We start from the raw sequence: 20985 nt of genomic DNA on the forward strand, positions 1-20985 counted from the left end.
GTGGCGGCTGGGGTCGTCGCCGGGGAGCGCAAGGGGAACAGTCAGGGGCTGCATGGTGAATCCGTGAGGGACTTCACAGCAGGGCCGTTGCCATTTGCTAAGAATACGTTATTAATGCTCGGGCGCAGGTCTTGCGTCCAAGTGCCCGTCGGCAGGGGAGAAACCGTGGGGCTCATCCCAAAAAGTCAGTCGCCGCTTGTAGGCGTCGACATCAGTTCGACTGCGGTAAAGCTTTTGCAGCTGTCCCGCAGTGGCAACCGTTTTCGTGTGGAACATTACGCCGTGGAACCTCTTCCGCCGAACGCGGTGGTGGAGAAGAACATCGTTGAAGTGGAGGCCGTGGGTGAGGCCATCCGCCGTGCGATGAACCGCTCGGGGAGCAAGGCCAAGCTGGCCGCTGCCGCCGTCGCCGGTTCGGCGGTGATCACCAAGGTGATCCCGATGCCGGCCGAGCTCGACGAAAACGACATGGAAGCCCAGATCGAGCTGGAAGCGGTCAACTACATTCCGTACCCGATCGAGGAAGTGAACCTGGACTTCGAGGTGATCGGGGCGATCCCGAACAACCCGGAGATGGTCCAGGTGCTGCTGGCCGCGTCGCGTTCGGAGAACGTGGAACTGCGCCAGTCGGCCCTGGAACTGGGTGGCCTGCAGGCCAAGGTGATGGACGTGGAGGCCTTCGCGGTCGAGAACGCCTATGCCCTGGTGGCCAGCGAGCTGCCGGTGTCCATCGAGGGCGTGGTCGCGCTGGTCGATATCGGCGCCACCATGACCACCCTCAACGTCCTGCGCGGCGGCCGCAGCCTGTACAGCCGCGAACAGGTGTTCGGTGGCAAGCAGCTGACCGACGAGATCATGCGCCGTTACGGCCTGAGCTACGAGGAAGCCGGCCTGGCCAAGCGCCAGGGTGGGCTGCCGGAAAGCTACGAGATGGAAGTGCTGGAGCCGTTCAAGGAAGCCACGGTCCAGCAGATCAGCCGCCTGCTGCAGTTCTTCTACGCAGGCAGCGAGTTCAACCGCGTTGACCACATCGTGCTGGCCGGCGGCTGCGCCGTGCTCGGCGGCCTGCCGGAAATGGTCGAGGAACAGCTGGGCGTGCCGACCGTGGTCGCCAACCCGCTGGCGCAGATGACCCTGGGGCCGAAGGTGAACGCACATGCGCTGGCCCAGGATGCCCCCGCGCTGATGATCGCCACCGGTCTGGCGCTGAGGAGCTTCGACTGATGGCACGCATCAATCTATTGCCCTGGCGCGCCGAGCGGCGCAAGCAACGCCAGCGCGAGTTCTACGCAATGCTGGGCATGGCCGCTGTAGGTGGCCTGCTGCTGTCGCTGGTGATCTGGTTCTATTACGACCGCCAGGTGAGCGGCCAGATGGACCGCAACGCCTATCTGGAAGCCGAGATCGAAAAGGTCAAGGAACAGAACAAGGAGATCGACCGCCTCGACGCGCAGAAGGAACGCCTGCTGGCCCGCAAGAAGGTCATTGAGGAACTGCAGGCCAAGCGCTCGCAGATGGTGCACCTGTTCGATGCGCTGGTGCGCACGATTCCCGATGGCCTGGTGCTGACCGCGCTGAAGCAGGAAGGCGACGTGCTGACCCTGGAAGGCCGCACCCAGTCCAACGCCCGTGTTTCGGCGTACATGCGCAACCTGGAGACCTCCGGTTGGATGACCAACCCGGAACTGTCGATCATCGAAGCGCGTGATCCCGAGAAGGACAAGGACGGCAAGGTTGGCCCGTTGGCCGACATCAAGGCGCTGCCCTATGTGTTCGTGGTCAAGGTGAAGCTGCCGGCACAGAGTGAGGAAGTGGCCGGAACGCCAGGCCTCAACGCCGATGGTTCGGTGGCAACGCCGGCTCCGCCCGCAGTGGCCCCGCTTGCCGCCGGCCCGGATGCAGCGGCGCCCGCTGCACCGGCCGCAGGCCAGCCCGCTGCTGCTCCGGCTGCACCCGCCCCCGCCGCCGCTCCGGTCAACGCACCTGCTGCCACCCCGGCCGCGCCGAACCAGCCGGCAGCCCCGGCTGCCAAGCCTGCGCCGAAGCCCGAGGGCAGCCGCCTGGCGCAGCCGCCGCAGGCCTTCAACGCCCCGCTGCAGGGGGATCGCGCATGAGCCAGAAAATCGATCTGAAGAACCTGGATTTCAACGACATCGGCAACTGGCCGCAGAAGGCCAAGATCGTCTTCTGCTCGCTGTTGGCGCTGGTGATCATGTTCGTTGCGTGGATGCTGCTGATCAGTGGCAAGCGCGAGGAACTGGCCGGCCTGGAATCGAAGGAAGTCGATCTGCGTGCAGAGTTCACCAAGCAGCAGGAGCGCGCGGTGAACCTGGCACCGCTGAAGCAGCAGCTGGCACAGATGGAACAGGTGCTGCAGCAGATGTTGCGGCAGCTGCCCAGCAAGACCGAAATGCCGGACCTGATCATCGACATCTCGCAGACGGCGTTGTCCAGCGGCCTGACCAACGAGCTGTTCGAGCCGGAGCAGGAGCAGGTCAAGGAGTTCTACGCAGAAAAGCCGATCAAGCTGCGCATGGTGGGCAGTTACCACCAGTTCGGTGCGTTCGTCAGTGGCGTGGCGTCGCTGCCGCGCGTGGTCATCCTGACCATGCACGACATCAACCTCAAGCCCAAGGACAAGGCCAGCGGCAACGCCCGCAGCGGTGCGCTGGAACTGTCCGGCACGGTCAAGACCTATCGCTATCTGGATGAGACCGAGGTGCAGGCACAGCAGGCGGCTGACGCCGGCAAGGAGGAGAAGAAGTGATCCGTTCCCTCTTTGCGCGTTGTGGGATGGCAGCCGTCGTGCTGATGCTGGCCGCGTGCGGCCGCGATGTGACCAGCACGCCGGGTGATGCGCCGAACCTTGAAAAGTGGGTGGAAGGCGAGCGTGCCCGACCGGCGCAGCCGCTGGAGCCGCTGCCGGTGATGCAGCAGTTCGAAACCTTCGAATACTCCGCACAGGGTCTGCGCGACCCGTTCACCGATGCCTGGACCAATCCGCAGCAGGGGAATGGCGGATTGCGTCCGGATCCGAACCGGCGCAAGGAGCCGCTGGAAGGCTTCCCGCTGGATGCACTGGACATGGTCGGTACCATCGGCACCGGCGCCGCTACCGTGGCGCTGGTGATGGGGCCGGACAAGGTGACCTACCGGGTACGCCCGGGTGGGTACCTTGGGCAGAGCGACGGGCGGGTCACGGCGGTCTTCGAGGACCACGTGGAGCTGATCGAACTGGTGCCGGATGGCGCGGGCGGCTGGCTGGAACGGCCGGCAACGCTCTCGCTTGAAGATCAATGATCGTTTACTGGGGATAGCACGATGACCTTTCACCAAGCCAAGGGGCTGCGTCCCATCCGGCGCTCTACCTTGAACCGTGTCAGCGCGTTGGGAGTCGCGCTGATGCTGGCCTGCGCTCCGGCGCTGGCCGCCGCACCGGCCGAGAAGCCGGTGGGCGCCACCGTGGCACCGGCGGCAGCGCCGGCGGGCCTGTCGGTGGCCAAGATCGATTTCAAGCGCGGCGATGATGGCGCCGGGCGCCTGATCGTCCAGTTCGACGGCCAGGGCGCGGTCCCGGACCTGCGTACGCAGGGCAACAGCGTGGTGGTCGATGTCGGTAACGCCCGACTGCCGGCCAACCTGCAGAAGCCGATGAACGTCACCGACTTCGCCACGCCGGTGCAGCGCATCGACGCCAAGCCGTCCGGTGCCGGTACCCAGCTGGTGCTCAGTACCGGTGGCGCGGTGGAGTCGCTGGCCTACCAGAGCGGCAACGAGTACGTGGTGGAGATCAGCCCGCGGCAGGCGCCCGCCGCGGTGGGCGCGGTCACCGCCGGCAGCGTCACCCAGGCCGCCAAGGCGGTGGGGCAGCGTGGCTTCACCGGCAAGCCGGTGACCTTCAACTTCCAGGACGTGCCGGTGCGCACCGTGCTGCAGTTGATCGCCGAAGAATCCAATCTCAACGTGGTGGCGTCCGATTCGGTACAGGGCAATGTGACCCTGCGCCTGGTCAACGTGCCGTGGGACCAGGCGCTGGACATCGTGCTGCGCGCCAAGGGCCTGGACAAGCGTCGCGATGGCAGCGTGATCTGGGTCGCTCCGCAGGCTGAGCTGGCCAAGTTCGAGCAGGAGAAGGAAGACGCGCGCATCGCCATCGAGAACCGCGAAGACCTGGTCACCGATTACGTCCAGATCAACTACCACAGCGCCACGCAGATCTTCAAAGCGCTGACCGAGGCCAAGGGCATCGGCGGCGGCAGTGGCGGCGGCAATGGCGGTGGTGGCGGTTCGTCGCAGGAAGACAGTGGTTTCCTGTCCTCGCGCGGCCGTATCGTGGCCGACGAGCGCACCAACACGCTGATGATCAGCGACATCCCGAAGAAGATCGCGCGCATGCGTGAGCTGATCGGTGTGATCGACCGTCCGGTTGACCAGGTGCTGATCGAAAGCCGCATTGTCATCGCCACCGATACCTTCGCCCGCGAGCTGGGTGCGAAGTTCGGCATCAGCGGCAGCCGCGACAACGTGTACTTCAGCGGCAGCCTCGCTGCCAACGAGGAAACCCGCAAGTCGCAGGTCGATACGGCACTGGCCAACGCCAAGGCGGTCCGTGAGTGGCAGGCGGGTGGCAGCGTCGGCCCGGCGCCGATTCCCAGTGGCCCGACCATCAAGCGCGGCCTGAACTGGAACCTGCCGGTGGCTACGGCCAGCAACCCGGGTTCGTTGGCGCTGTCGATCCTCAACGCTGGCTACCTGCTGGACGTGGAGCTGTCGGCCATGCAGGAAGAGTCGCGAGGTGAGGTGATCTCCAACCCGCGCGTGGTCACCACCAACCAGCGCGAGGCGATGATCAAGCAGGGCAAGGAAATCGGCTACGTCACCATCAGCGGCACCGGTGCTGCCGGTGGCGCCGGTTCCACCCCGAACGTGCAGTTCAAGGAAGTGGTGCTGGAACTGCGGGTGACCCCGACCATCACCAACGACAACCGCGTGTTCCTCAACATGCAGGTGAAGAAGGATGAAGTCGACCGCCTGATCGAGCTGCAGGGCTACGGCACGGTGCCGTCGATCAACCGCCGCGAGGTCAACACCGCGGTGCTGGTCGAGGATGGGCAGACCGTGGTCATCGGTGGTGTGTACGAGTTCACCGACCGCAGCAGCATCAGCAAGGTGCCGTTCCTGGGCGACGTGCCGTTCCTGGGCAACCTGTTCAAGAAGCGTGGCCGCAACAAGGACAAGGCCGAGCTGCTGGTGTTCGTGACGCCGAAGGTGTTGCGCGTGGCCAAGCAGAACTGAGCCCGCGCCACCCGCGAAACGAAGAAGGGCCGCCATGCGCGGCCCTTCTTCGTTTCCACCCGTAGATCCACGCCATGCGTGGATGGCCCGTTCAGCCGTTCTTGATGCCAATCGCAGGGCACCCTGCGATGATGTCGGGAACCCGTGCCGTCCCGCGCCGGTCAAAGGCCCCCATGAACCTGCCACCGCCGATGCCCGAAACCGTCTCGCCGCCGCCCGCGCCGGCCACCTCCCGCCTGCATGGCGCCTTCACCCAGCTGCGCGATGCCCTGTCGGCCGAGATCGTCGGCCAGGCGGCACTGGTCGAACGCCTGCTGATCGCGCTGCTGGCCGATGGCCACCTGCTGGTGGAGGGCGCTCCGGGCCTGGCCAAGACCACGGCGATCCGCGCGCTGGCCTCGCGCCTGGAAGCTGACTTCGCCCGCGTGCAGTTCACCCCGGACCTGCTGCCGGCCGACCTGACCGGCACCGAGATCTGGCGCCCGCAGGAAGGCCGCTTCGAATTCGTACCCGGACCGATCTTCCACCCGATCCTGCTGGCCGATGAAATCAACCGCGCGCCAGCCAAGGTGCAGTCCGCATTGCTGGAAGCGATGGGCGAGCGCCAGGTTACCGTTGGCCGCCACACCTACGCGCTGCCGCCGCTGTTCCTGGTGATGGCCACGCAGAACCCGATCGAACAGGAAGGTACCTTCCCGCTGCCGGAAGCACAGCTGGACCGCTTCCTGATGCATGTGCGCATCGGCTACCCGGACCAGGCCGCCGAATCGGAGATCCTGCGCCTGGCCCGCGAGCGTGCCCGCGGCGCGTTGGGCGAAGCCGCACCGGCGCCGGAAAAGCTGCCGATGCAGGATGTGTTCGATGCCCGCCGCGAAGTGCTGGACCTGCACATGGCGCCGGCGCTGGAACGCTACCTGATCGAACTGGTGCTGGCTTCGCGTGATCCGGCGCGCTATGACGCTGGCCTTGGCCGCCGCATTGCCTGGGGCGCCAGCCCGCGCGGTTCCATCGCACTGGAACGCTGCGCGCGTGCGCGCGCCTGGCTGGCCGGCCGCGATTTCGTCACCCCTGATGATGTGCGTGCGGTCGCTGCCGACGTGCTGCGCCATCGCGTGCTGCCCAGCTACGAAGCTACTGCCGAAGGCTGGGATGGCGAACGCCTGGTGCAGGAGCTGCTGGCCCGGGTGCCGGCACCCTGAGCCTGCGCATGACCGATCCATCCCTGCACCACGCCTCTTCCGTCAGCGACGGTGACGGGCTGCGCCCGCAGCTGTCCGAACTGGTGGCCTTGCGCCGCCTTGCACAGCGTCCGCCGCCGCCACGCCGTGGCCGTGCCGGCAACGCCGGGCAGGCGCCGTCGCCGCTGCGTGGGCGTGGCATGGAATATGCCGAGTCACGCGAGTACGTGGCCGGTGATGATGCGCGGCATATCGACTGGCGGGTGACCGCACGGACCGGTCGTGCCCACACCAAACTGTTCCAGGCCGAACGCGAGCGGGTCAGCCTGATCGTGGCTGATACCTCGCCGGCCCTGTACTTCGGCACCCGCGTGCGCTTCAAGTCGGTGCAGGCCGCACGTGCAGGCGCCGTCGCCGCGTGGTCGGCGCAACGTCGTGGCGATCGCATCGGTGCCCTGCGTGGCAGCGACCGTGAACCACCGATCGCACCGGCAGGAGGCCCGCGCGGCGTGCTGCGCGTGCTGGATGCGCTCACCCGCTGGTATGCGCAACCCCCGGCCGATGACCTTGGCCTGGAACGCGCGCTGGACCATGCCGGTCGCGTCCTGCGCCCGGGTGCACGTGTGCTGGTGCTGGCCGATCCGCAGCAGGCCATCCGTATTCCGCCTGCGCGCTGGAGTGCGCTGGCCCAGCACCATGACCTCAGCCTGGTGCTGCTGGTCGATCCATTGGAACTGCAGCCTCCGTCGGCCGCGCTGCAGTTCCAGACCCTGCACCAGCGCATCGGCCTCGACCTGCGGCGCAGCGAGGTGCAGGCTCATTGGCAGGCCCACTTCGTCGAACCGCTGCAGGAACTGCGGCGCCAGCTGGGAGCGCGTCGCGTCGATGTGCAGGTGCTGTCCACCGATGCGCCCAGCGATGCCTGGCTGGCACCATCCCCCACCGAGGTGCCGGCATGAGCGCGAACCTGCCGCTGCGCGATGTGCAGCTGCCGCCGGCGCCATCATGGTGGCCACCGGCGCCGGGCTATCTGATGATCGGCGGCGTGGTGCTGCTGTTGCTGCTGGCGATGGCCTTCCTGTGGTGGCAGCGCCGCCGACGCCGCCAACGCTGGTTGCAGCTGTTTGATCAGGAGCTGGCAACCACCGCCGATGCGGCTGCAGAACTGGCGGCGATCGCAGGGCTGCTGCGTCGCGCTGCACGCCAGGCACAGCCCGGCAGTGAATCCCTGCGCGATGACGCCTGGTGGCAGCGCGTGGATCCGGAAGGCACGCTGCCCGCGGCACGTCGCAGTCTGCTGGCCGAAGGTGCCTATCGCCCGCGGGTGGACGCCAACGATGTGGCGGCGCTGCGCAGCTGGGCGCGCGAGCGCTACCTGGCCATGCTGCTGGAGCGCCGCCGATGAACCTGCTGGCAAGTTACTGGCCATGGCCGGACCTGCAGCTGGCGTGGCCGCTGGCCCTGCTGGCGCTGCCGTTGCCGTTGCTGATGCGCTGGTGGAAGCGTCGTGCCGACCCCGGCGCTGCGCTGCGCGTGCCCTATGCAGCGACGGAACTGGAAGCGCTGGCCGGCGGCGGCCGCGTTGATGTGTCGTGGCTGCGCACGCTGCTGTTGTGGCTGGGCTGGTGCGCGCTGTGCGTCGCACTGGCTCGCCCGCAACAGCTGGGCGAAGCGATCACGCCACCGCAGCAGGGCCGGCAGATGATGCTGGCGATGGACGTGTCCGGCAGCATGGGCGAGGGCGACATGGTGCTGGGTGGGCAGGCGGTGGATCGCCTGACCGCAGCCAAGGCCGTGCTGGCCGATTTCCTTGATCGTCGTGCAGGTGATCGCATCGGCCTGCTGATCTTCGGCGACCGCGCCTACACGCTTACGCCGCTTACTGCCGATCTGGCCAGCGTGCGCGACCAGCTGCGCGACAGCGTGGTCGGCCTGGCCGGGCGCGAGACGGCCATCGGTGATGCCATCGGCCTGGCAGTGAAACGCCTGCGCAGCCAACCGGAGGGGCAGCGCGTGCTGATCCTGCTGACCGACGGCGTCAGCAACGCCGGGGTGCTGGAGCCGCTGCGTGCGGCGGAAGTGGCCCGCGCCGAAGGTGTACGCATCCACACCGTCGCGTTTGGTGGCGATGGCAGCATGCGCCTGTTCGGCATTCCCATTTCCGCCGACCAGGATCCGGTCGACGAGGCCACGTTGAAAAAGATTGCCAGCATGACCGGTGGCCAGTTCTTCCGCGCCCGCGATACCGCGCAGCTGGCCGGCATCTACGCCGAACTGGACCGGCTGGAGCCGATCGCGGCGAAGGGGCCAAGCCTGCGACCGCGCGAGGAGCGCTATGCCTGGCCGTTGGGCCTGGCGTTGTTGCTGGGTGCGTTGGCATGGGTGTGGCCGGAGCGCCGCCGATGATCGCGTTGGCATCCCATCTTCCCGACTGGAATGCGCTGCACTTCCTGCGCCCGGAATGGCTGTGGGCCTTGCTGGCATTGCCGCTGATCCTCGCGCTGGCGTTGTACCGGCAGCGGCGCAGCGATGTGTGGCGAACAGCAGTCGATGCCCACCTGTTGCCGCATCTGCTGGCTGCGGGCACGCGCCGCCGTGCACGCCTGCCCTGGGCCGTGCTGCTGGGCTGGACGCTGGCCTCGCTGGCCATGGCCGGGCCGAGCTGGCGCCAGCAGGCACAGCCGATGTTCCAGGCCAGCGCACCGCTGCTGGTCGTGCTGGATCTGTCCAGCCGGATCAATGCCACCGACCTGCCGCCGTCGCGCCTGCTGCAGGCGCGGGCGAAAGTGGGTGAGCTGCTGCGTGCCCGCCAGGGCGGACAGGTGGGCCTGGTGGTCTACGCCGAGGATGCCTACACCGTGGCGCCGCTGACCGACGACGGCAGCAATGTCGCGTTGTATCTGGACGCGTTGTCGCCCGATGTGATGCCACGTGACGGCCAGCGTGCCGACCGCGGTATCGACTGGGCGACGCGGTTGATGCGCCAGATCGGGGCATTGCGGGGGCAGATCCTGCTGGTGAGCGATCAGGCGGATGATGAAGCGGCACTGGCCGCCGCGCAGGCGCGCAGCCTCGGCCTGCAGGTGTCGGTACTGGGCCTGGGCACAGCTGCCGGTGCGGCGTACCGGGATGGCAGTGGGCAGATCCGCCAGGCTGCGCTGGATGAAGGCAGCCTGCGTGCGGTGGCTACCGCCGGTGGTGGCCGTTATGCACGCATCGCCGCCGATGACAGTGATCTGCGCGCACTGGGTGTACTGGATGCACGCGAAGGTACTGCGGCGCAGCGGCCCGGCGAGGGCAAGCAATGGCGTGATGAAGGGTTCTGGCTGCTGCCACCGGTGATGCTGCTGGCGCTGCTGGCCTTCCGCCGCCGCGCGCTGCTGGCGGCGGTGCTGGCGGTGGGCCTGCTGCCGTGGATGAGTGATGTGCAGGCGCAGGCACCCGCCGTGCCGGCTTCACCGCCAGCGCAGGGCACACTGTGGAAGCGCGCCGACCAGGTGCAGCACCAGCGTCTGGCCGAAGGTGCGCAGGCGTACCGCAATGGCGATTTCGCCAGTGCCCGCAAGCAGTTCGAGGGCATCGACAGCGATGCGGGCTGGTACAACCTGGCCAATGCACTGGCCCGCCAAGGCAACTACGACGAAGCCATTGCCGCCTACGACCGCGCGCTGGCACTGCATCCCGGCATGGCCGACGCGGTCGCCAACCGTGCCGTGGTCGATGCCGCGCGCAAGCGCAAGCAGTCGGGTGGCAAAGGCCAGGATCAGCAGAAACCACCGCAGAACGGGCAGCAGAAGCCACCGCAGAACGGCCAGGGGCAGCAGAATCCGCAGGGCCAGCAGCCGCAGCAGGGTCAGCAGAATCCCGGCCAGGGCCAGCCGCAACCGGGCCAGCAGGGGCAGCCCAGGCCCGGTGACGACAAGAACCCGTCGAGCCCGCAGCCCGGCGAGCGCGGGCGCGATGGACAGCAGGCGCCACCACAGGTGGAGGATGCCAAGGCGCAGGCGCAGGCGGATGAGCAGCAGCGCCAGCGCATGCAGCAGGCAATGCAGCAGGCACGTGAGGGCAAGGGCGAACAGGATGGCAAGCCCGTGCCAGGCAGCGACGGCACCACCCCGCGCCAACGCGAGGAGCAACAGGCGGTGGAGGCGTGGATGCGGCGCGTACCGGATGATCCGGGGGCGCTGCTGCGGGCCAAGTTCCAGCTGGAAAACGAACGCAGGAAGAGGGAAGGGCGATGACGCGGGCGATCAACATGCACGGGCGCTGGCCACTGCAGGTACTGGCAGCACTGCTGCTGTGGCTGCCGCTGCTGGCGTGGGCGCAGCCGCGCGCGTGGCTGGACCGCGACCGCATTGCGATGGGGGAGACGGTCACCCTCAATGTCGAGAGCGATCAGGGCGCACCAGATTTCACGCCGTTGCGTACCGACTTCGATCTCAGCGGCCAGACCAGCAGCCGTCAGGTGGAGTGGAGCAATGGCAGCATGCAGCAGCGCAATCTGTATGGCGTGGCACTCACGCCGCGGCGTAGCGGTGCACTGGTGGTGCCGGGCCTGCAGGTGGGCAGCGTGCGTACCGCGCCGCTGACCCTGCAGGTGGATGCCGCTGCCGTGGCCGGCCCCGACAGCAACGCGGTGGCCTTCATCGAAACCGTTGTCGATGACCAGACGCCGTATGTGCAGCAGAGCGTAGGCGTGGTGGTGCGGTTGTATTTCGCCTCGCAGCTGGCCTCCGGCGAACTGGTGCTGGATACCCCGGCCGGTGCGTCGTTGCAGCGGGTGGGCGATGACCGCACCGATGTGCGGCAGGTCAACGGCCGCCGCTACAACGTGGTCGAACGGCGCTTCCTGCTGATTCCTGAGCGCAGTGGTGCACTTCGGCTGGCCGGTGCGCGTTTCAGTGGGCGCAGTGCCGGTGGCTTCTTCGACGACTTCTTTGGCGGCGGCGACGGGCGGATGAATGCCACCGGCGCCGACCGCACGTTGCAGGTACAGGCACAGCCGGCACAGGCGCCGCAGCCGTGGCTGCCGCTGCAGGGCCTGCAGCTGCGCTACACCAGTGCACCGACCAGCGCCCGTACCGGTGAGGCGGCCAACGTGGTGGTCGAGGCGATTGCCGACGGTGCCACCCGCGCGCAGTTCACCGACCTGCCGGTGCCCGACGTTGGCAGCGCCGCGCAGGTGTTCGCCGAACCGGCGCAGTACGAAGAGACCTTCAACGGCAGCACGCCGCGGCTGAAGATCACCCGCCGTTACTCGATCGTGCCGCGCCAGCCGGGTTCGCTGGTGGTGCCGGGGCCGCGCCTGCCGTGGTGGGATGTTCGTGCGGGCAAGCCACAGGAAGCGAAGCTGCCGGACCTGACACTCGCCGTCGCAGCCGGTAATGGCGGTGGCAGTGCTTCACCTGCGCCGCTGCCGCCGATCGACACAGATGCTGCGCTGCCGGGGGGCGATGGCCAGGACAGCCGTATCGCGGCCACCGATCCGCGCGCCAGCGGCCTGGCCGAGCGTCCGTGGCCATGGATGGGCGCCGCTATCGGCCTGGCGCTGCTGTGGCTGCTGACCCTGCTGTGGGGCTGGCAGCGTGGCCGTCGCCCGCGCGTGGCGCCGCCTGAGGCGGGCAGGGGGGCTGTGCCGCCTGTGGCGACTGGACGTGCCGGCCTGGCCGAACTGCGCCGCGCGCTGGATGGTGAAGGCTTCGATCAGGTAGAAGCTCAGCTGTGCGCGATGGCCGGCGTTGAACGCATCGAGCAGGTCATCGCGCGGTTGGATGACCCGGCCCAGCGCCAGGTGCTGCAGGACCTGCAACAGGCCCGCTGGGGCGGGCAGGGTGATCTGGCGCCGCTGCGCACGCGCCTGCGCGGGGTCTTCCGTGACGGACCGCACTGGTCGGCGGCGGCGATCACCGCTGACACTGGCCTGGCGCCGCTGTATCCGCCGCGGCGAACCTGAACCGGCGCCGCTTGCGCGCTTTGTTAGAGTGCATTCATTTTTCGAGGAAACCCGCGCATGACAGCAGCTGCTGCCGACAAGAAGAAGTTGCCCCTGCATTGGAAGATGGGCATCGGCTTTGCGATCGGCCTGATCCTGGGACTGATCGTGCACGCCCTGGGTGGCAGCGTCGATGGTCTGCAGGCCGGTGCCAAGTGGGTAATGGACTACATCACCACCCCGGCGTCGGGCCTGTTCCTCAACCTGATCTTCATGCTGATCGTGCCGCTGATCTTCTCGGCGCTGATCATGGGCGTGTCGGAGATGGGCGACATCCGCGCCCTCGGCCGCATCGGCTGGAAGACCCTGGCGTATACCGTGCTGCTGTCCGGCATTGCCGTGGGCATCGGCCTGGTGCTGGTCAACCTGCTCAAGCCGGGCGCCGGCGTCGACCCGCAGGTCGCCGCGATGATGCTGTCGGAGAACGCAGAGCGCAGCAAGGAAATCGTTGCGGGCATCCACGGCACGCCGAAGGGCATGGACATGCTGCTGTCGATCGTGCCGAGCAACGTGCTGCAGGCGGCGTCTGACAACGGCGCGATCCTGTCGCTGATGTTCTTCGCGCTGATGTTCGGCATCGGCATGGTGCTGACTGACAACGAGAAGGTCGCACCGCTGCGCCGCGCCATCGAAGGCGTGTTCGAAATCTCGATGACCCTGATCAACCTGGTCATCCGCCTCGCCCCGTATGCGGTGGCCTGCTTCATGTTCAACCTGGCCGCGCTGTTCGGCTTCGAGCTGATCATCCGCCTCGGTGCCTACGTGGGCGTGGTGGTGCTGGCGCTGGGCCTGCACATGATCGTGACCTACGGTACCGCCGTGTGGCTGTCTGGCCGTTCGCCGCTGTCGTTCTTCCGCGATACCCAGGAAGCGACGGTGATGGCGTTCTCCACCGCCTCCAGCAACGCCACCCTGCCGACCGCGCTGCGCGTGGCCGACCAGATGGGCCTGCCGCAGCGCGTGTCGCGCTTCGTGCTGACCGTGGGCGCCACCGCCAACCAGAACGGCACTGCGCTGTTCGAGGGCGTGACGGTGATCTTCCTGGCCCAGTTCTTTGGCGTGGACCTGAGCATCGGCCAGCAGATCATGGTGATGGCGGTCTGCATCCTCGGTGGCATCGGCACGGCTGGCGTGCCCTCGGGCTCGCTGCCGGTGGTGGCGATGATCTGTGCGATGGTGGGCGTGAACCCGCTGGGCATCGGCCTGATCCTGGGCGTGAACCACTTCCTGGACATGTGCCGTACCGCGCTGAACGTGACCGGCGACCTGGCCCTGACCACGCTGGTGGCCAAGGGCGAGTCCCACGATGGCCCGGCGCTGGGCCCGCAGCAGGACTGAGTCCGGAGCCACTGCCGGTGGCCTGATCGGGGTCGGATCCCTTTCCGCAAGGAAAGGGATCCGGCCCCTTTTCACATGCGGAATCCGGTAGAGATCACGACGCTGCCGGCCAGCGGCCAGCTCTACCGGGCAAGTGGAACTGACCCCCCGCCCGGCGACTATGGGACAATAGGCCGCCCGCACGTCCGCGGCCGCCTCCCGATTCCGACAGAACCATGACGCAGCCTACCCGTCGCCAGTTGGCCAACGCCATCCGCTTCCTTGCCGCCGATGCGGTTGAAACCGCAAAGTCCGGCCACCCCGGCATGCCCATGGGCATGGCCGACATCGCCGAAGTCCTCTGGAACGACTACCTCCGCCATAACCCGAGCAATCCGCACTGGTTCAACCGCGACCGTTTCGTGCTGTCCAACGGCCACGGTTCGATGCTGCAGTACGCGCTGCTGCACCTGAGCGGTTACGACCTGCCGATCGAGCAGCTGAAGCTGTTCCGCCAGCTGGGCAGCCACACCGCCGGTCACCCGGAACGCCACGAGACCCCGGGCGTGGAAACCACCACCGGCCCGCTGGGCCAGGGTTTCGCCAATGCCGTGGGCTTCGCTCTGGCCGAGAAGCTGCTGGCACAGCGCTTCAACCGCCCGGAGCTGGAAGTGGTCGACCACCGCACCTGGGTGTTCATGGGCGATGGCTGCCTGATGGAAGGCGTGTCGCATGAAGCGGCGTCGCTGGCCGGTACCTGGGGCCTGCACAAGCTGGTCTGCTTCTGGGACAACAACCACATCTCCATCGACGGCAACGTCGAGGGCTGGTTCACCGACAACACCCCGGAGCGTTTCGAAGCCTATGGCTGGAACGTGGTCCGTGACGTCGATGGCCACGACCCGGAAAGCATCAAGGCCGGCATCGAGGCCGCGCTGTCGCAGAGCGACAAGCCGACCCTGATCTGCTGCCGCACCACCATTGGTTTTGGTTCGCCGAACAAGGCGGGCAAGGAATCCAGCCACGGCGCACCGCTGGGCAAGGACGAACTGGAAGCCACCCGCAAGCAGCTGGGCTGGGAGTACGGTCCGTTCGAGATCCCGCAGGCGATCTACGACGGCTGGCGCGCCAATGGCGCCGGCACCCTGCGCCAGGCCGAGTGGGAACAGCTGTTCGACAAGTACGCCAGCCAGTACCCGGGCGAGGCCGCCGAACTGACCCGTCGTTCGCACGGCGAACTGCCGGCCGACTTCGTTGCCAAGGCCGATGCCTACATCGCCCAGGTGGCGGCTGAAGGCCCGACGATTGCCTCGCGCAAGGCCTCGCAGCTGGCCATCGAAGCCTATGCCCCGCTGCTGCCGGAAATCGTCGGCGGCTCGGCCGACCTGGCGCACTCCAACCTGACCCTGTGGAAGGGCAGCAAGTCCGTCGCCAGCGACGACGCCAACGCCAACTACGTGTACTACGGCGTGCGCGAGTTCGGCATGACCGCCATTGCCAACGGCCTGGCCCTGCACGGTGGCTTCATTCCGTTCGACGCCACCTTCCTGGTGTTCAGCGATTACGCCCGCAATGGCGTGCGCATGAGCGCGCTGATTCCGGCCCACGCCATCCACGTCTACACCCACGATTCGATCGGCCTGGGCGAAGACGGCCCGACCCACCAGCCGGTGGAGCACCTGGCCTCGCTGCGCTACATCCCGAACAACGACGTGTGGCGTCCGTGCGATGCGGTCGAGTCGGCGGTGAGCTGGAAGGCCGCGATCACCCGCCAGGACGGCCCGAGCTGCCTGGTGTTCAGCCGCCAGAACCTGCCGCACCAGCCGCGCAACGCCGAGCAGATCGCCCAGATCGAGCGCGGTGGCTACGTGCTGGCCGATGCCGCCGGTACCCCGGACGTGATCCTGATCGCCACCGGTTCGGAAGTCTCGCTGGCCACCGAAGCCAAGGCCCAGCTGGACGCGGCCGGCCTCAAGACCCGTGTGGTCTCGATGCCGTCCACCGACGTGTTCCTGCGCCAGGATGCGGCCTACCGTGAATCGGTGCTGCCGAACGCCGTGCGCAAGCGCGTGGCCGTGGAAGCCGGCGTGACCGGCTTCTGGCGCCAGTTCGTTGGCCTGGACGGTGCAGTGATCGGTATCGACACCTTCGGTGCCTCGGCCCCGGCCGACCAGCTGTACAAGCACTTCGGCATCACCACCGCCCACGTGGTGGAAGCGGCCAAGGCGCTGTAAGCAGCATCGCAGCGTGATGAAGGAAAGGCCGGCGCACGCCGGCCTTTTCTTTGCTGCAAGAAAAAGGGGACGGAGGGGATCAAGTCGTCTGTGCATGAACGACTTGATCCCCTCCGTCCCCCTTTCTCAGGCAGTGCGTGCCAGCGCCAGGCGCAGCAGTCGCGCGTCCAGGCGCTCTGCGAAATCCGTCGGGGCCTGTAGACCCATGCGCTGCAGGTACACCGCATCGCCGTCGCCGGCCGGTTGCCGCAACGCTGCCCAGACGGTACGCAGCTTGTCGCCGCGGGTCTGCGTGTTGGCCTTCAGCCAACCCAGCGCTTTCACCAGTACCTGCTCGATCTCGTTGAAGTCGCTGCCCAACGGATAGTCCGGCAGGCTGCCATCGGCGCGGAACGGTGCCAGCGCTGCCGCCAATGCCTGCGGCGTATTGCGCTGCAGGCGCACCGGGTGCGGTTGCGCGGTCGCCAGCAGCTTGCGCGCGGCATGTGCCTGCTGCAGCAGATCGCCCTGGAACGGGGCTTCGGTGATCGCGGTCATCGCATGCACGCAGTCCTCGTCGGTCAGACCGCGCAGGTCGGCGATGCCGTACTCGTTCAGGTAGATGTCGCGCAGGTGGCGCGGGATGGTGGTGTGGCCGTAGTTCCAGCGCACGTTGGATTCACGCCGGCCCTTGTCATCGCGCGCGGCGCGGAACATCAGCACGCTGCGCGCTTCCGGCAGGGCATGTGCCATCGCCACGAAGTTGTACTGGCCACCCACGCCGGACACCACGCGGCCATCGTCCAGCGCATCCGATACCGCCGCGCCCAGCGCGGTGGCCATCATGCAGGAGTTGAAGAAGCGCGCGTGCCGGCGCTGCAGGCGTTCCAGCGTCTCGTTGCCACCGTACAGCTGGTTGATCTCGCTGATGCGGCGCATGCCGATCGCCCGGCATTCATCTTCCGGCAGCGTGCGCAACCACTCGTAGAACTCCGGCGAGCCCAGGTAGAACGCGCCGTGCAGGTACTCGCCCTCGGCGGCCAGGGTGGCGTGGTCGATGGACAGCGTGCTGCCATTTTCGATGCGCTGCATCAGCGCCAGGTCGTCGTGCACCTTGCGCTTGATCACCCCGGTCTGCACCAGCCGGCGGAAGCCCTCGTTGAGCATCTCGCTGCAGCCGTACAGGCCCACTTCGAACGGATCCAGCCCGCCGATCTCCTGCACCAGCGGGTGGCTGGCCAGCTGCGGATCCAGCGCGTGCAGCACGCGGCGGTAGCGGGCGTTGTCGGTGTGGCGCAGCACAAGCGCATGGCTGAGTGCATCGGCCAGCGTGCCGATACCGATCTGCAGGGTGCCGCCGTCGCGCACCAGCGTGCTGGCGTACAGGCCGATGGCGTAGTCGGCATCGCCGACCGGCTGCCGCGGCAGCCCGAACAGCGCCGGGTACGGCGGTGGCGGAGTGATCACCAGATCGAAGAACGACACATCGACCGTCGCCGAGCCGCCCAGATAGGGCAGCTGCGGGTCGATCTCGGCGATCAGCAGGGGCCGCGGCAGGCCGCGCGCGGTCATCGCATCCAGCGTGTCCTGGGTGATGTCGTTGTTGCACGACAACGACAGCCGGCGGTCATCCGGCCGCATCGCCACCTTCTGCACGATCACCTGCGGCGCGCGCTGGGCGACCGCATCGGCGGCGTGGGTGTAGTTCAGGCTGGTGTAGCTGGACTGCGCCTGCCGCGAACCGAGCAGGGCGCCGGACTGCATGTAGAACTCTTCCACCTGCACATGTGCCGGCAACGCGTCGCGCGCGATCGCATCGGCATAGGCCAGGCGCGGGAAATCGTCGCCGAAATGGCGCTGCGCGAACGGTGCCATGAAGCGCGCTTCCAGACCGTTGCCGCGGGCCTTCGGCGGATTCAGCGACAGTGCGGTATACAGCTGCAGCGGCCGCGAAGGGTCGTGCTCGACGCGTGCGTAGAGGGCATTGAGCAGCCGGTGTGGCTTGCCCAGTGCCAGCGGTGCCCCGATCCGCAGCGGCCCGTCCACGCGCGCAAACAACCAGTCGACGGCGGCGTCCAGGTCGGTGAGGTGTTCGGTCATGCGCGGCGGTCCTGCGTGTGGGGGAGTGCTGGCATTACAGCATGTCGGGCTTGAACCGCCGTCGACGCGAGACTTCGGCGCCGGACACCATGAACTGCCCATCGCCGCGGTAGTGCACCGTGCGCGGCAATCTCGGCCGTGGCGCCACGTGTGCACGCACGATTTCCCAGATGAACAGGTTGCTCGATTGCACCTGGCTGTCGTCGTAGAGACGGCATTCGAAGCAGGAATGGCATTGTCCGACCAGCGGCGCGCCAACCTCGCGCGCAGGTACTGCATCCAGCCCGAAACGCGCGAACTTGTCGACCTCGCGGCCGCTGCAGTTGCCGATGTCGACCACGGTATCGAGCAGCTCCACGCCGGGTACGTTGATCACGCACTCGCCACTACTGACGGCCAGTGCATGGCTGTGGTTTTCATTCCACAGGTAGGTGGCGACCAGCGACGGCGAAAAGCCCATCACCATGTGCCAGCCCATCGTCATCAGGTTGCGCTGGCCCTGCCACGCGGTACTGACCAGCACGATCGGGCCGGGTTCGAGGAAGCGGCGGGCCTGCTCGACCGGGAAATCCTTCTTGGGCAGCGCTTTCATCCAGGGCCTGGGGCGGGAGGAATCGATGCTGGCGCACGTGCGATGAACCTGGAGTAGAGGGGCTTGACAGACGATTCGATTACGCGCGTAATCGGTATGTCGATTACGGATGTAAACCATGACCCCGATCAGCGAAGCCGAAGCCGTTGTGATGGAGGTGCTGTGGCAGCAGGCACCGCGTAGCGCCGATGACGTGGTGGCCGCGCTGGCCCACCGCGACTGGGCCGAGCCGACCATCAAGACCCTGCTCAACCGCCTGCTGACCAAGGGCGCGATCGCTGCCGAGCGCGATGGCCGGCGCTACCTGTACCGGCCGCTGCTGCAGCGCCAGGCATGGGTGGAGGCGCAGAGCCAGGACTTCATCGGGCGTGTTTTCGAGGGGCGCGTGGCGCCGCTGGTCGCGCACTTCAGCGAGCGCGGCCAGTTGAGCGCGCAGGACATCGCCGAACTGAAGAAGCTGATCCAGGAGCTGGACCATGACTGAGCTGCTCGACGGATTGTGGCAGGCCAGCCTGTGGCTGGCGGTGGGCGCGGTCCTGCTGGCGGTAATGCGACCGCTGCTGGTGCGGATGGGCGGCGCGGGGCTGGCCTACCGCAGCTGGTGGCTGCTGCCGATGCTGCTGGTGGCACTGATGCTGCCGTTGCCGCAGGTTGCGTTGTTGCAGCAGGTACCCACGCTGCCGCTGAAAGTGATGCCCGGTGCCATCGATGCCCTGAACGGGCCGTCGTTGCCATGGGCCGGGCTGTTGCTGGTGCTGTGGGCACTGGGCACGGGCCTGTGCCTGCTGCGCGACCTGCGCGCACAGCGTCGTTTCGAACGACGGATGGGCCCACTGAAGCCGCGCGCCGATGGCAGCTGGCAGGCCAGCGGCGACCCCGGCCTGCCGGCGCTGGTTGGCCTGTGGCGGCCGCGCATCGTGGTCGGCCCGGCATTCGACCAGCAGTTCAGCGCACAGGAACAGGGGCTGATCCTGCAGCACGAGCGCAGCCATCGCCGCCATGGCGATCACTGGGCCAACGGCGCGTTGCTGCTGGCGCGCGCGGTGTTCTGGTTCCACCCGCTGCTGCCATGGGCCGCACGCCGCTTCCTGCGCGATCAGGAATTGGCCTGCGATGCCCGCACCATCGGTCCGCAGCCTTCGCTGCGCGGCCTGTATGCCAGCACGCTGCTGAAGGCGCAGCTGGTCCACCCGGTTGCGCCCGCGGTCTGCCATTGGCGCAGCCAACCCGTGTTGAAGGAGCGTATCGCCATGTTGAAGCAGTCCAAGCGGAAGGCATTGCCGTGGGTGTCCGGGCAGGTGCTGGTGGTCGGGTTGTGTGTGGGCATGGGGGCGGTGGCATGGGCCAGCCAGGGCGGTGCGGCCGGTGGCACCCGGATCGGTGTCGAGCCGTTCGAACATGCGCAGGACGATGCGGCCAAGGCGGGGTTGGACCGGCCGATCCAGGTGGACAAGATGCCGCCGCCGTCCTATCCGAAGTCCGCCGTCGAGCAACGCCAGGTAGGCGTGGTCAATCTGCGCATCGAAGTGGACGCACAGGGCCATCCGACCGATGTGCGGGTACTCAGTGCGACCAATCCGGGGGTGTTCGACGCCGTCTCCGTCGCCGCCGCGCGCAGCTGGACCTATCGTCCCGCGGTGAAGAACGGCAAGCCGGTGGCCGGTGCCGTACGCATTCCGATCACCTACGCCATGGATGACACCGAGGACGCGAAGTGAAGTCCGCGCCGCTGTTGATGATGGCGGCGCTGCTGGTGGGGTGTGCAACCCAGGATCGCCTGACCACCGTCGATACCCGCAGCGAGAATGTCGGTCACCAGCGCCTGCAGCCGCAGACGGGCGGCGGCAGTGGGCAGCTGCAGGTGTATTCGCTGGGTGCGACCGAGGGCTACCGGATGCCGCAACTGTACGCGGCACCGGACCCGGAGGTCGGTGATCGCGACCCGCGCGCGGAACTGGCGCCGACCACCATCTGCCTGCAGGTGGTGGTTGATGCCAACGGCGACGTCGAGCGCAGCCTGCCATTGACCGATCGCCCGGAGTGCGCGGCAGGTGCTGCGGGCGAGAATGCGCCCCTGCTGCAGGCAGCGCAGGAAGCCGTGGCGATGTGGAAGTACTCGTCCGCAGCGGTCTGCCACTTCGCGGCCGGCAAGGTGCCTGCCAATCGCGGTGACTGCCGGGGCGCCGAGCGTGTCGAACCGGTGGCCGTCACCCTGCAATATGCCTTTACCTTCGAGATCGTGAAGGGCCAGCACGTGGTGCGCACGCAGGGAAAATGATCGCTCGCGATGACCGGGGT

The 20985-nt window shown here is 67.5% G+C and carries 18 protein-coding genes; 16 read left to right on the forward strand and 2 right to left on the reverse strand.

Translation table 11 applies throughout. From position 1 onward, the window contains the following. Positions 1–165 precede the first annotated feature (165 nt). From N5D20_RS21620 to tkt, 13 genes are all read left to right on the forward strand, one after another. Positions 166–1224: a pilus assembly protein PilM gene (locus N5D20_RS21620; protein WP_010484061.1), complete on the forward strand. Its 1059-nt coding sequence runs from the start codon at positions 166–168 to the stop codon at positions 1222–1224. Further along, a complete protein-coding gene (locus N5D20_RS21625) occupies positions 1224–2114 on the forward strand; it encodes a PilN domain-containing protein (RefSeq protein ID WP_010484062.1) in 891 nt (296 codons plus the stop codon). Before N5D20_RS21620 ends, N5D20_RS21625 begins: the two co-directional genes overlap by 1 nt. Then, positions 2111–2767: a type 4a pilus biogenesis protein PilO gene (gene pilO, locus N5D20_RS21630; RefSeq protein ID WP_049410131.1), complete on the forward strand. Its 657-nt coding sequence runs from the start codon at positions 2111–2113 to the stop codon at positions 2765–2767. Before N5D20_RS21625 ends, pilO begins: the two co-directional genes overlap by 4 nt. A gap of 26 nt (positions 2768–2793) precedes the next feature. Continuing rightward, entirely contained in the window at positions 2794–3300 is a 507-nt protein-coding gene (locus tag N5D20_RS21635; RefSeq protein ID WP_010484064.1) for a pilus assembly protein PilP, read from the forward strand. Between the two features lie 21 nt (positions 3301–3321). After that, positions 3322–5295 (forward strand): type IV pilus secretin PilQ family protein, encoded by a 1974-nt coding sequence (locus N5D20_RS21640; RefSeq protein ID WP_197579276.1) that lies wholly within the window; start codon positions 3322–3324, stop codon positions 5293–5295. A 173-nt stretch (positions 5296–5468) separates the two neighbouring features. Beyond that, on the forward strand, positions 5469–6494 hold the full coding sequence (locus N5D20_RS21645; protein WP_019659996.1) for a MoxR family ATPase: 1026 nt from the start codon (positions 5469–5471) through the stop codon (positions 6492–6494). Positions 6495–6502: 8 nt separating this feature from the next. Then, the gene (locus N5D20_RS21650; protein WP_010484067.1) at positions 6503–7432 is read left to right on the forward strand and encodes a DUF58 domain-containing protein; all 930 of its coding nucleotides are present in this window, start codon (positions 6503–6505) and stop codon (positions 7430–7432) included. Continuing rightward, positions 7429–7878 carry a DUF4381 family protein gene (locus N5D20_RS21655; protein WP_197579275.1) on the forward strand — a complete coding sequence of 150 codons (450 nt, stop codon included), beginning with the start codon at positions 7429–7431 and terminating at the stop codon, positions 7876–7878. The genes N5D20_RS21650 and N5D20_RS21655 overlap by 4 nt, the downstream gene beginning before the upstream one ends. After that, positions 7875–8879: a VWA domain-containing protein gene (locus tag N5D20_RS21660; protein ID WP_057501393.1), complete on the forward strand. Its 1005-nt coding sequence runs from the start codon at positions 7875–7877 to the stop codon at positions 8877–8879. The genes N5D20_RS21655 and N5D20_RS21660 overlap by 4 nt, the downstream gene beginning before the upstream one ends. Continuing rightward, positions 8876–10714 (forward strand): tetratricopeptide repeat protein, encoded by a 1839-nt coding sequence (locus tag N5D20_RS21665; protein ID WP_197579274.1) that lies wholly within the window; start codon positions 8876–8878, stop codon positions 10712–10714. The genes N5D20_RS21660 and N5D20_RS21665 overlap by 4 nt, the downstream gene beginning before the upstream one ends. After that, a complete protein-coding gene (locus tag N5D20_RS21670) occupies positions 10711–12426 on the forward strand; it encodes a BatD family protein (RefSeq protein ID WP_197579273.1) in 1716 nt (571 codons plus the stop codon). Before N5D20_RS21665 ends, N5D20_RS21670 begins: the two co-directional genes overlap by 4 nt. 57 nt (positions 12427–12483) lie before the next feature. Continuing rightward, a complete protein-coding gene (locus N5D20_RS21675; RefSeq protein WP_005410848.1) occupies positions 12484–13803 on the forward strand; it encodes a dicarboxylate/amino acid:cation symporter in 1320 nt (439 codons plus the stop codon). A gap of 215 nt (positions 13804–14018) precedes the next feature. Then, complete coding sequence (tkt, locus tag N5D20_RS21680; protein WP_010484072.1) at positions 14019–16016, forward strand: transketolase; 1998 nt, start codon at positions 14019–14021, stop codon at positions 16014–16016. Positions 16017–16142: 126 nt separating this feature from the next. Here the strand turns inward: tkt and N5D20_RS21685 are convergent, their stop codons facing one another. Both N5D20_RS21685 and N5D20_RS21690 read right to left on the reverse strand, forming a co-directional pair. Beyond that, on the reverse strand, positions 16143–18095 hold the full coding sequence (locus N5D20_RS21685; RefSeq protein WP_197579272.1) for an acetyl-CoA hydrolase/transferase C-terminal domain-containing protein: 1953 nt from the start codon (positions 18093–18095) through the stop codon (positions 16143–16145). A gap of 34 nt (positions 18096–18129) precedes the next feature. Next, positions 18130–18687, reverse strand: a complete 558-nt coding sequence (locus N5D20_RS21690) for a flavin reductase family protein (protein WP_197579271.1) — start codon at positions 18685–18687, stop codon at positions 18130–18132. A gap of 118 nt (positions 18688–18805) precedes the next feature. Between N5D20_RS21690 and N5D20_RS21695 the strand changes: the two genes are divergently transcribed. Genes N5D20_RS21695 through N5D20_RS21705 form a run of 3 tightly spaced genes read left to right on the forward strand, consistent with a single transcriptional unit; the run spans position 18806 to position 20965 of the window. After that, positions 18806–19171: a BlaI/MecI/CopY family transcriptional regulator gene (locus N5D20_RS21695; RefSeq protein WP_010484077.1), complete on the forward strand. Its 366-nt coding sequence runs from the start codon at positions 18806–18808 to the stop codon at positions 19169–19171. Beyond that, entirely contained in the window at positions 19164–20405 is a 1242-nt protein-coding gene (locus N5D20_RS21700; protein ID WP_197579270.1) for a TonB family protein, read from the forward strand. The genes N5D20_RS21695 and N5D20_RS21700 overlap by 8 nt, the downstream gene beginning before the upstream one ends. Beyond that, the gene (locus N5D20_RS21705; RefSeq protein ID WP_049481686.1) at positions 20402–20965 is read left to right on the forward strand and encodes a hypothetical protein; all 564 of its coding nucleotides are present in this window, start codon (positions 20402–20404) and stop codon (positions 20963–20965) included. The genes N5D20_RS21700 and N5D20_RS21705 overlap by 4 nt, the downstream gene beginning before the upstream one ends. Positions 20966–20985: the final 20 nt, after the last annotated feature.

The sequence above is a fragment of the Stenotrophomonas sp. GD03877 genome (assembly GCF_029840555.1).
Lineage (GTDB): Bacteria > Pseudomonadota > Gammaproteobacteria > Xanthomonadales > Xanthomonadaceae > Stenotrophomonas > Stenotrophomonas geniculata.

What these genes read in the sequence shown, in the direction of transcription:
- N5D20_RS21655 (WP_197579275.1), top strand. Translation starts at nt 7,429, where the DNA reads ATGAGCGCGAACCTGCCGCTGCGCGATGTGCAGCTGCCGCCGGCGCCA.
- N5D20_RS21625 (WP_010484062.1), top strand. Translation starts at nt 1,224, where the DNA reads ATGGCACGCATCAATCTATTGCCCTGGCGCGCCGAGCGGCGCAAGCAA.
- pilO (WP_049410131.1), top strand. Translation starts at nt 2,111, where the DNA reads ATGAGCCAGAAAATCGATCTGAAGAACCTGGATTTCAACGACATCGGC.
- N5D20_RS21695 (WP_010484077.1), top strand. Translation starts at nt 18,806, where the DNA reads ATGACCCCGATCAGCGAAGCCGAAGCCGTTGTGATGGAGGTGCTGTGG.
- N5D20_RS21645 (WP_019659996.1), top strand. Translation starts at nt 5,469, where the DNA reads ATGAACCTGCCACCGCCGATGCCCGAAACCGTCTCGCCGCCGCCCGCG.
- N5D20_RS21635 (WP_010484064.1), top strand. Translation starts at nt 2,794, where the DNA reads ATGGCAGCCGTCGTGCTGATGCTGGCCGCGTGCGGCCGCGATGTGACC.
- N5D20_RS21665 (WP_197579274.1), top strand. Translation starts at nt 8,876, where the DNA reads ATGATCGCGTTGGCATCCCATCTTCCCGACTGGAATGCGCTGCACTTC.
- N5D20_RS21690 (WP_197579271.1), bottom strand. Translation starts at nt 18,687, where the DNA reads ATGAAAGCGCTGCCCAAGAAGGATTTCCCGGTCGAGCAGGCCCGCCGC.
- tkt (WP_010484072.1), top strand. Translation starts at nt 14,019, where the DNA reads ATGACGCAGCCTACCCGTCGCCAGTTGGCCAACGCCATCCGCTTCCTT.
- N5D20_RS21650 (WP_010484067.1), top strand. Translation starts at nt 6,503, where the DNA reads ATGACCGATCCATCCCTGCACCACGCCTCTTCCGTCAGCGACGGTGAC.
- N5D20_RS21675 (WP_005410848.1), top strand. Translation starts at nt 12,484, where the DNA reads ATGACAGCAGCTGCTGCCGACAAGAAGAAGTTGCCCCTGCATTGGAAG.
- N5D20_RS21640 (WP_197579276.1), top strand. Translation starts at nt 3,322, where the DNA reads ATGACCTTTCACCAAGCCAAGGGGCTGCGTCCCATCCGGCGCTCTACC.
- N5D20_RS21670 (WP_197579273.1), top strand. Translation starts at nt 10,711, where the DNA reads ATGACGCGGGCGATCAACATGCACGGGCGCTGGCCACTGCAGGTACTG.
- N5D20_RS21685 (WP_197579272.1), bottom strand. Translation starts at nt 18,095, where the DNA reads ATGACCGAACACCTCACCGACCTGGACGCCGCCGTCGACTGGTTGTTT.
- N5D20_RS21700 (WP_197579270.1), top strand. Translation starts at nt 19,164, where the DNA reads ATGACTGAGCTGCTCGACGGATTGTGGCAGGCCAGCCTGTGGCTGGCG.
- N5D20_RS21660 (WP_057501393.1), top strand. Translation starts at nt 7,875, where the DNA reads ATGAACCTGCTGGCAAGTTACTGGCCATGGCCGGACCTGCAGCTGGCG.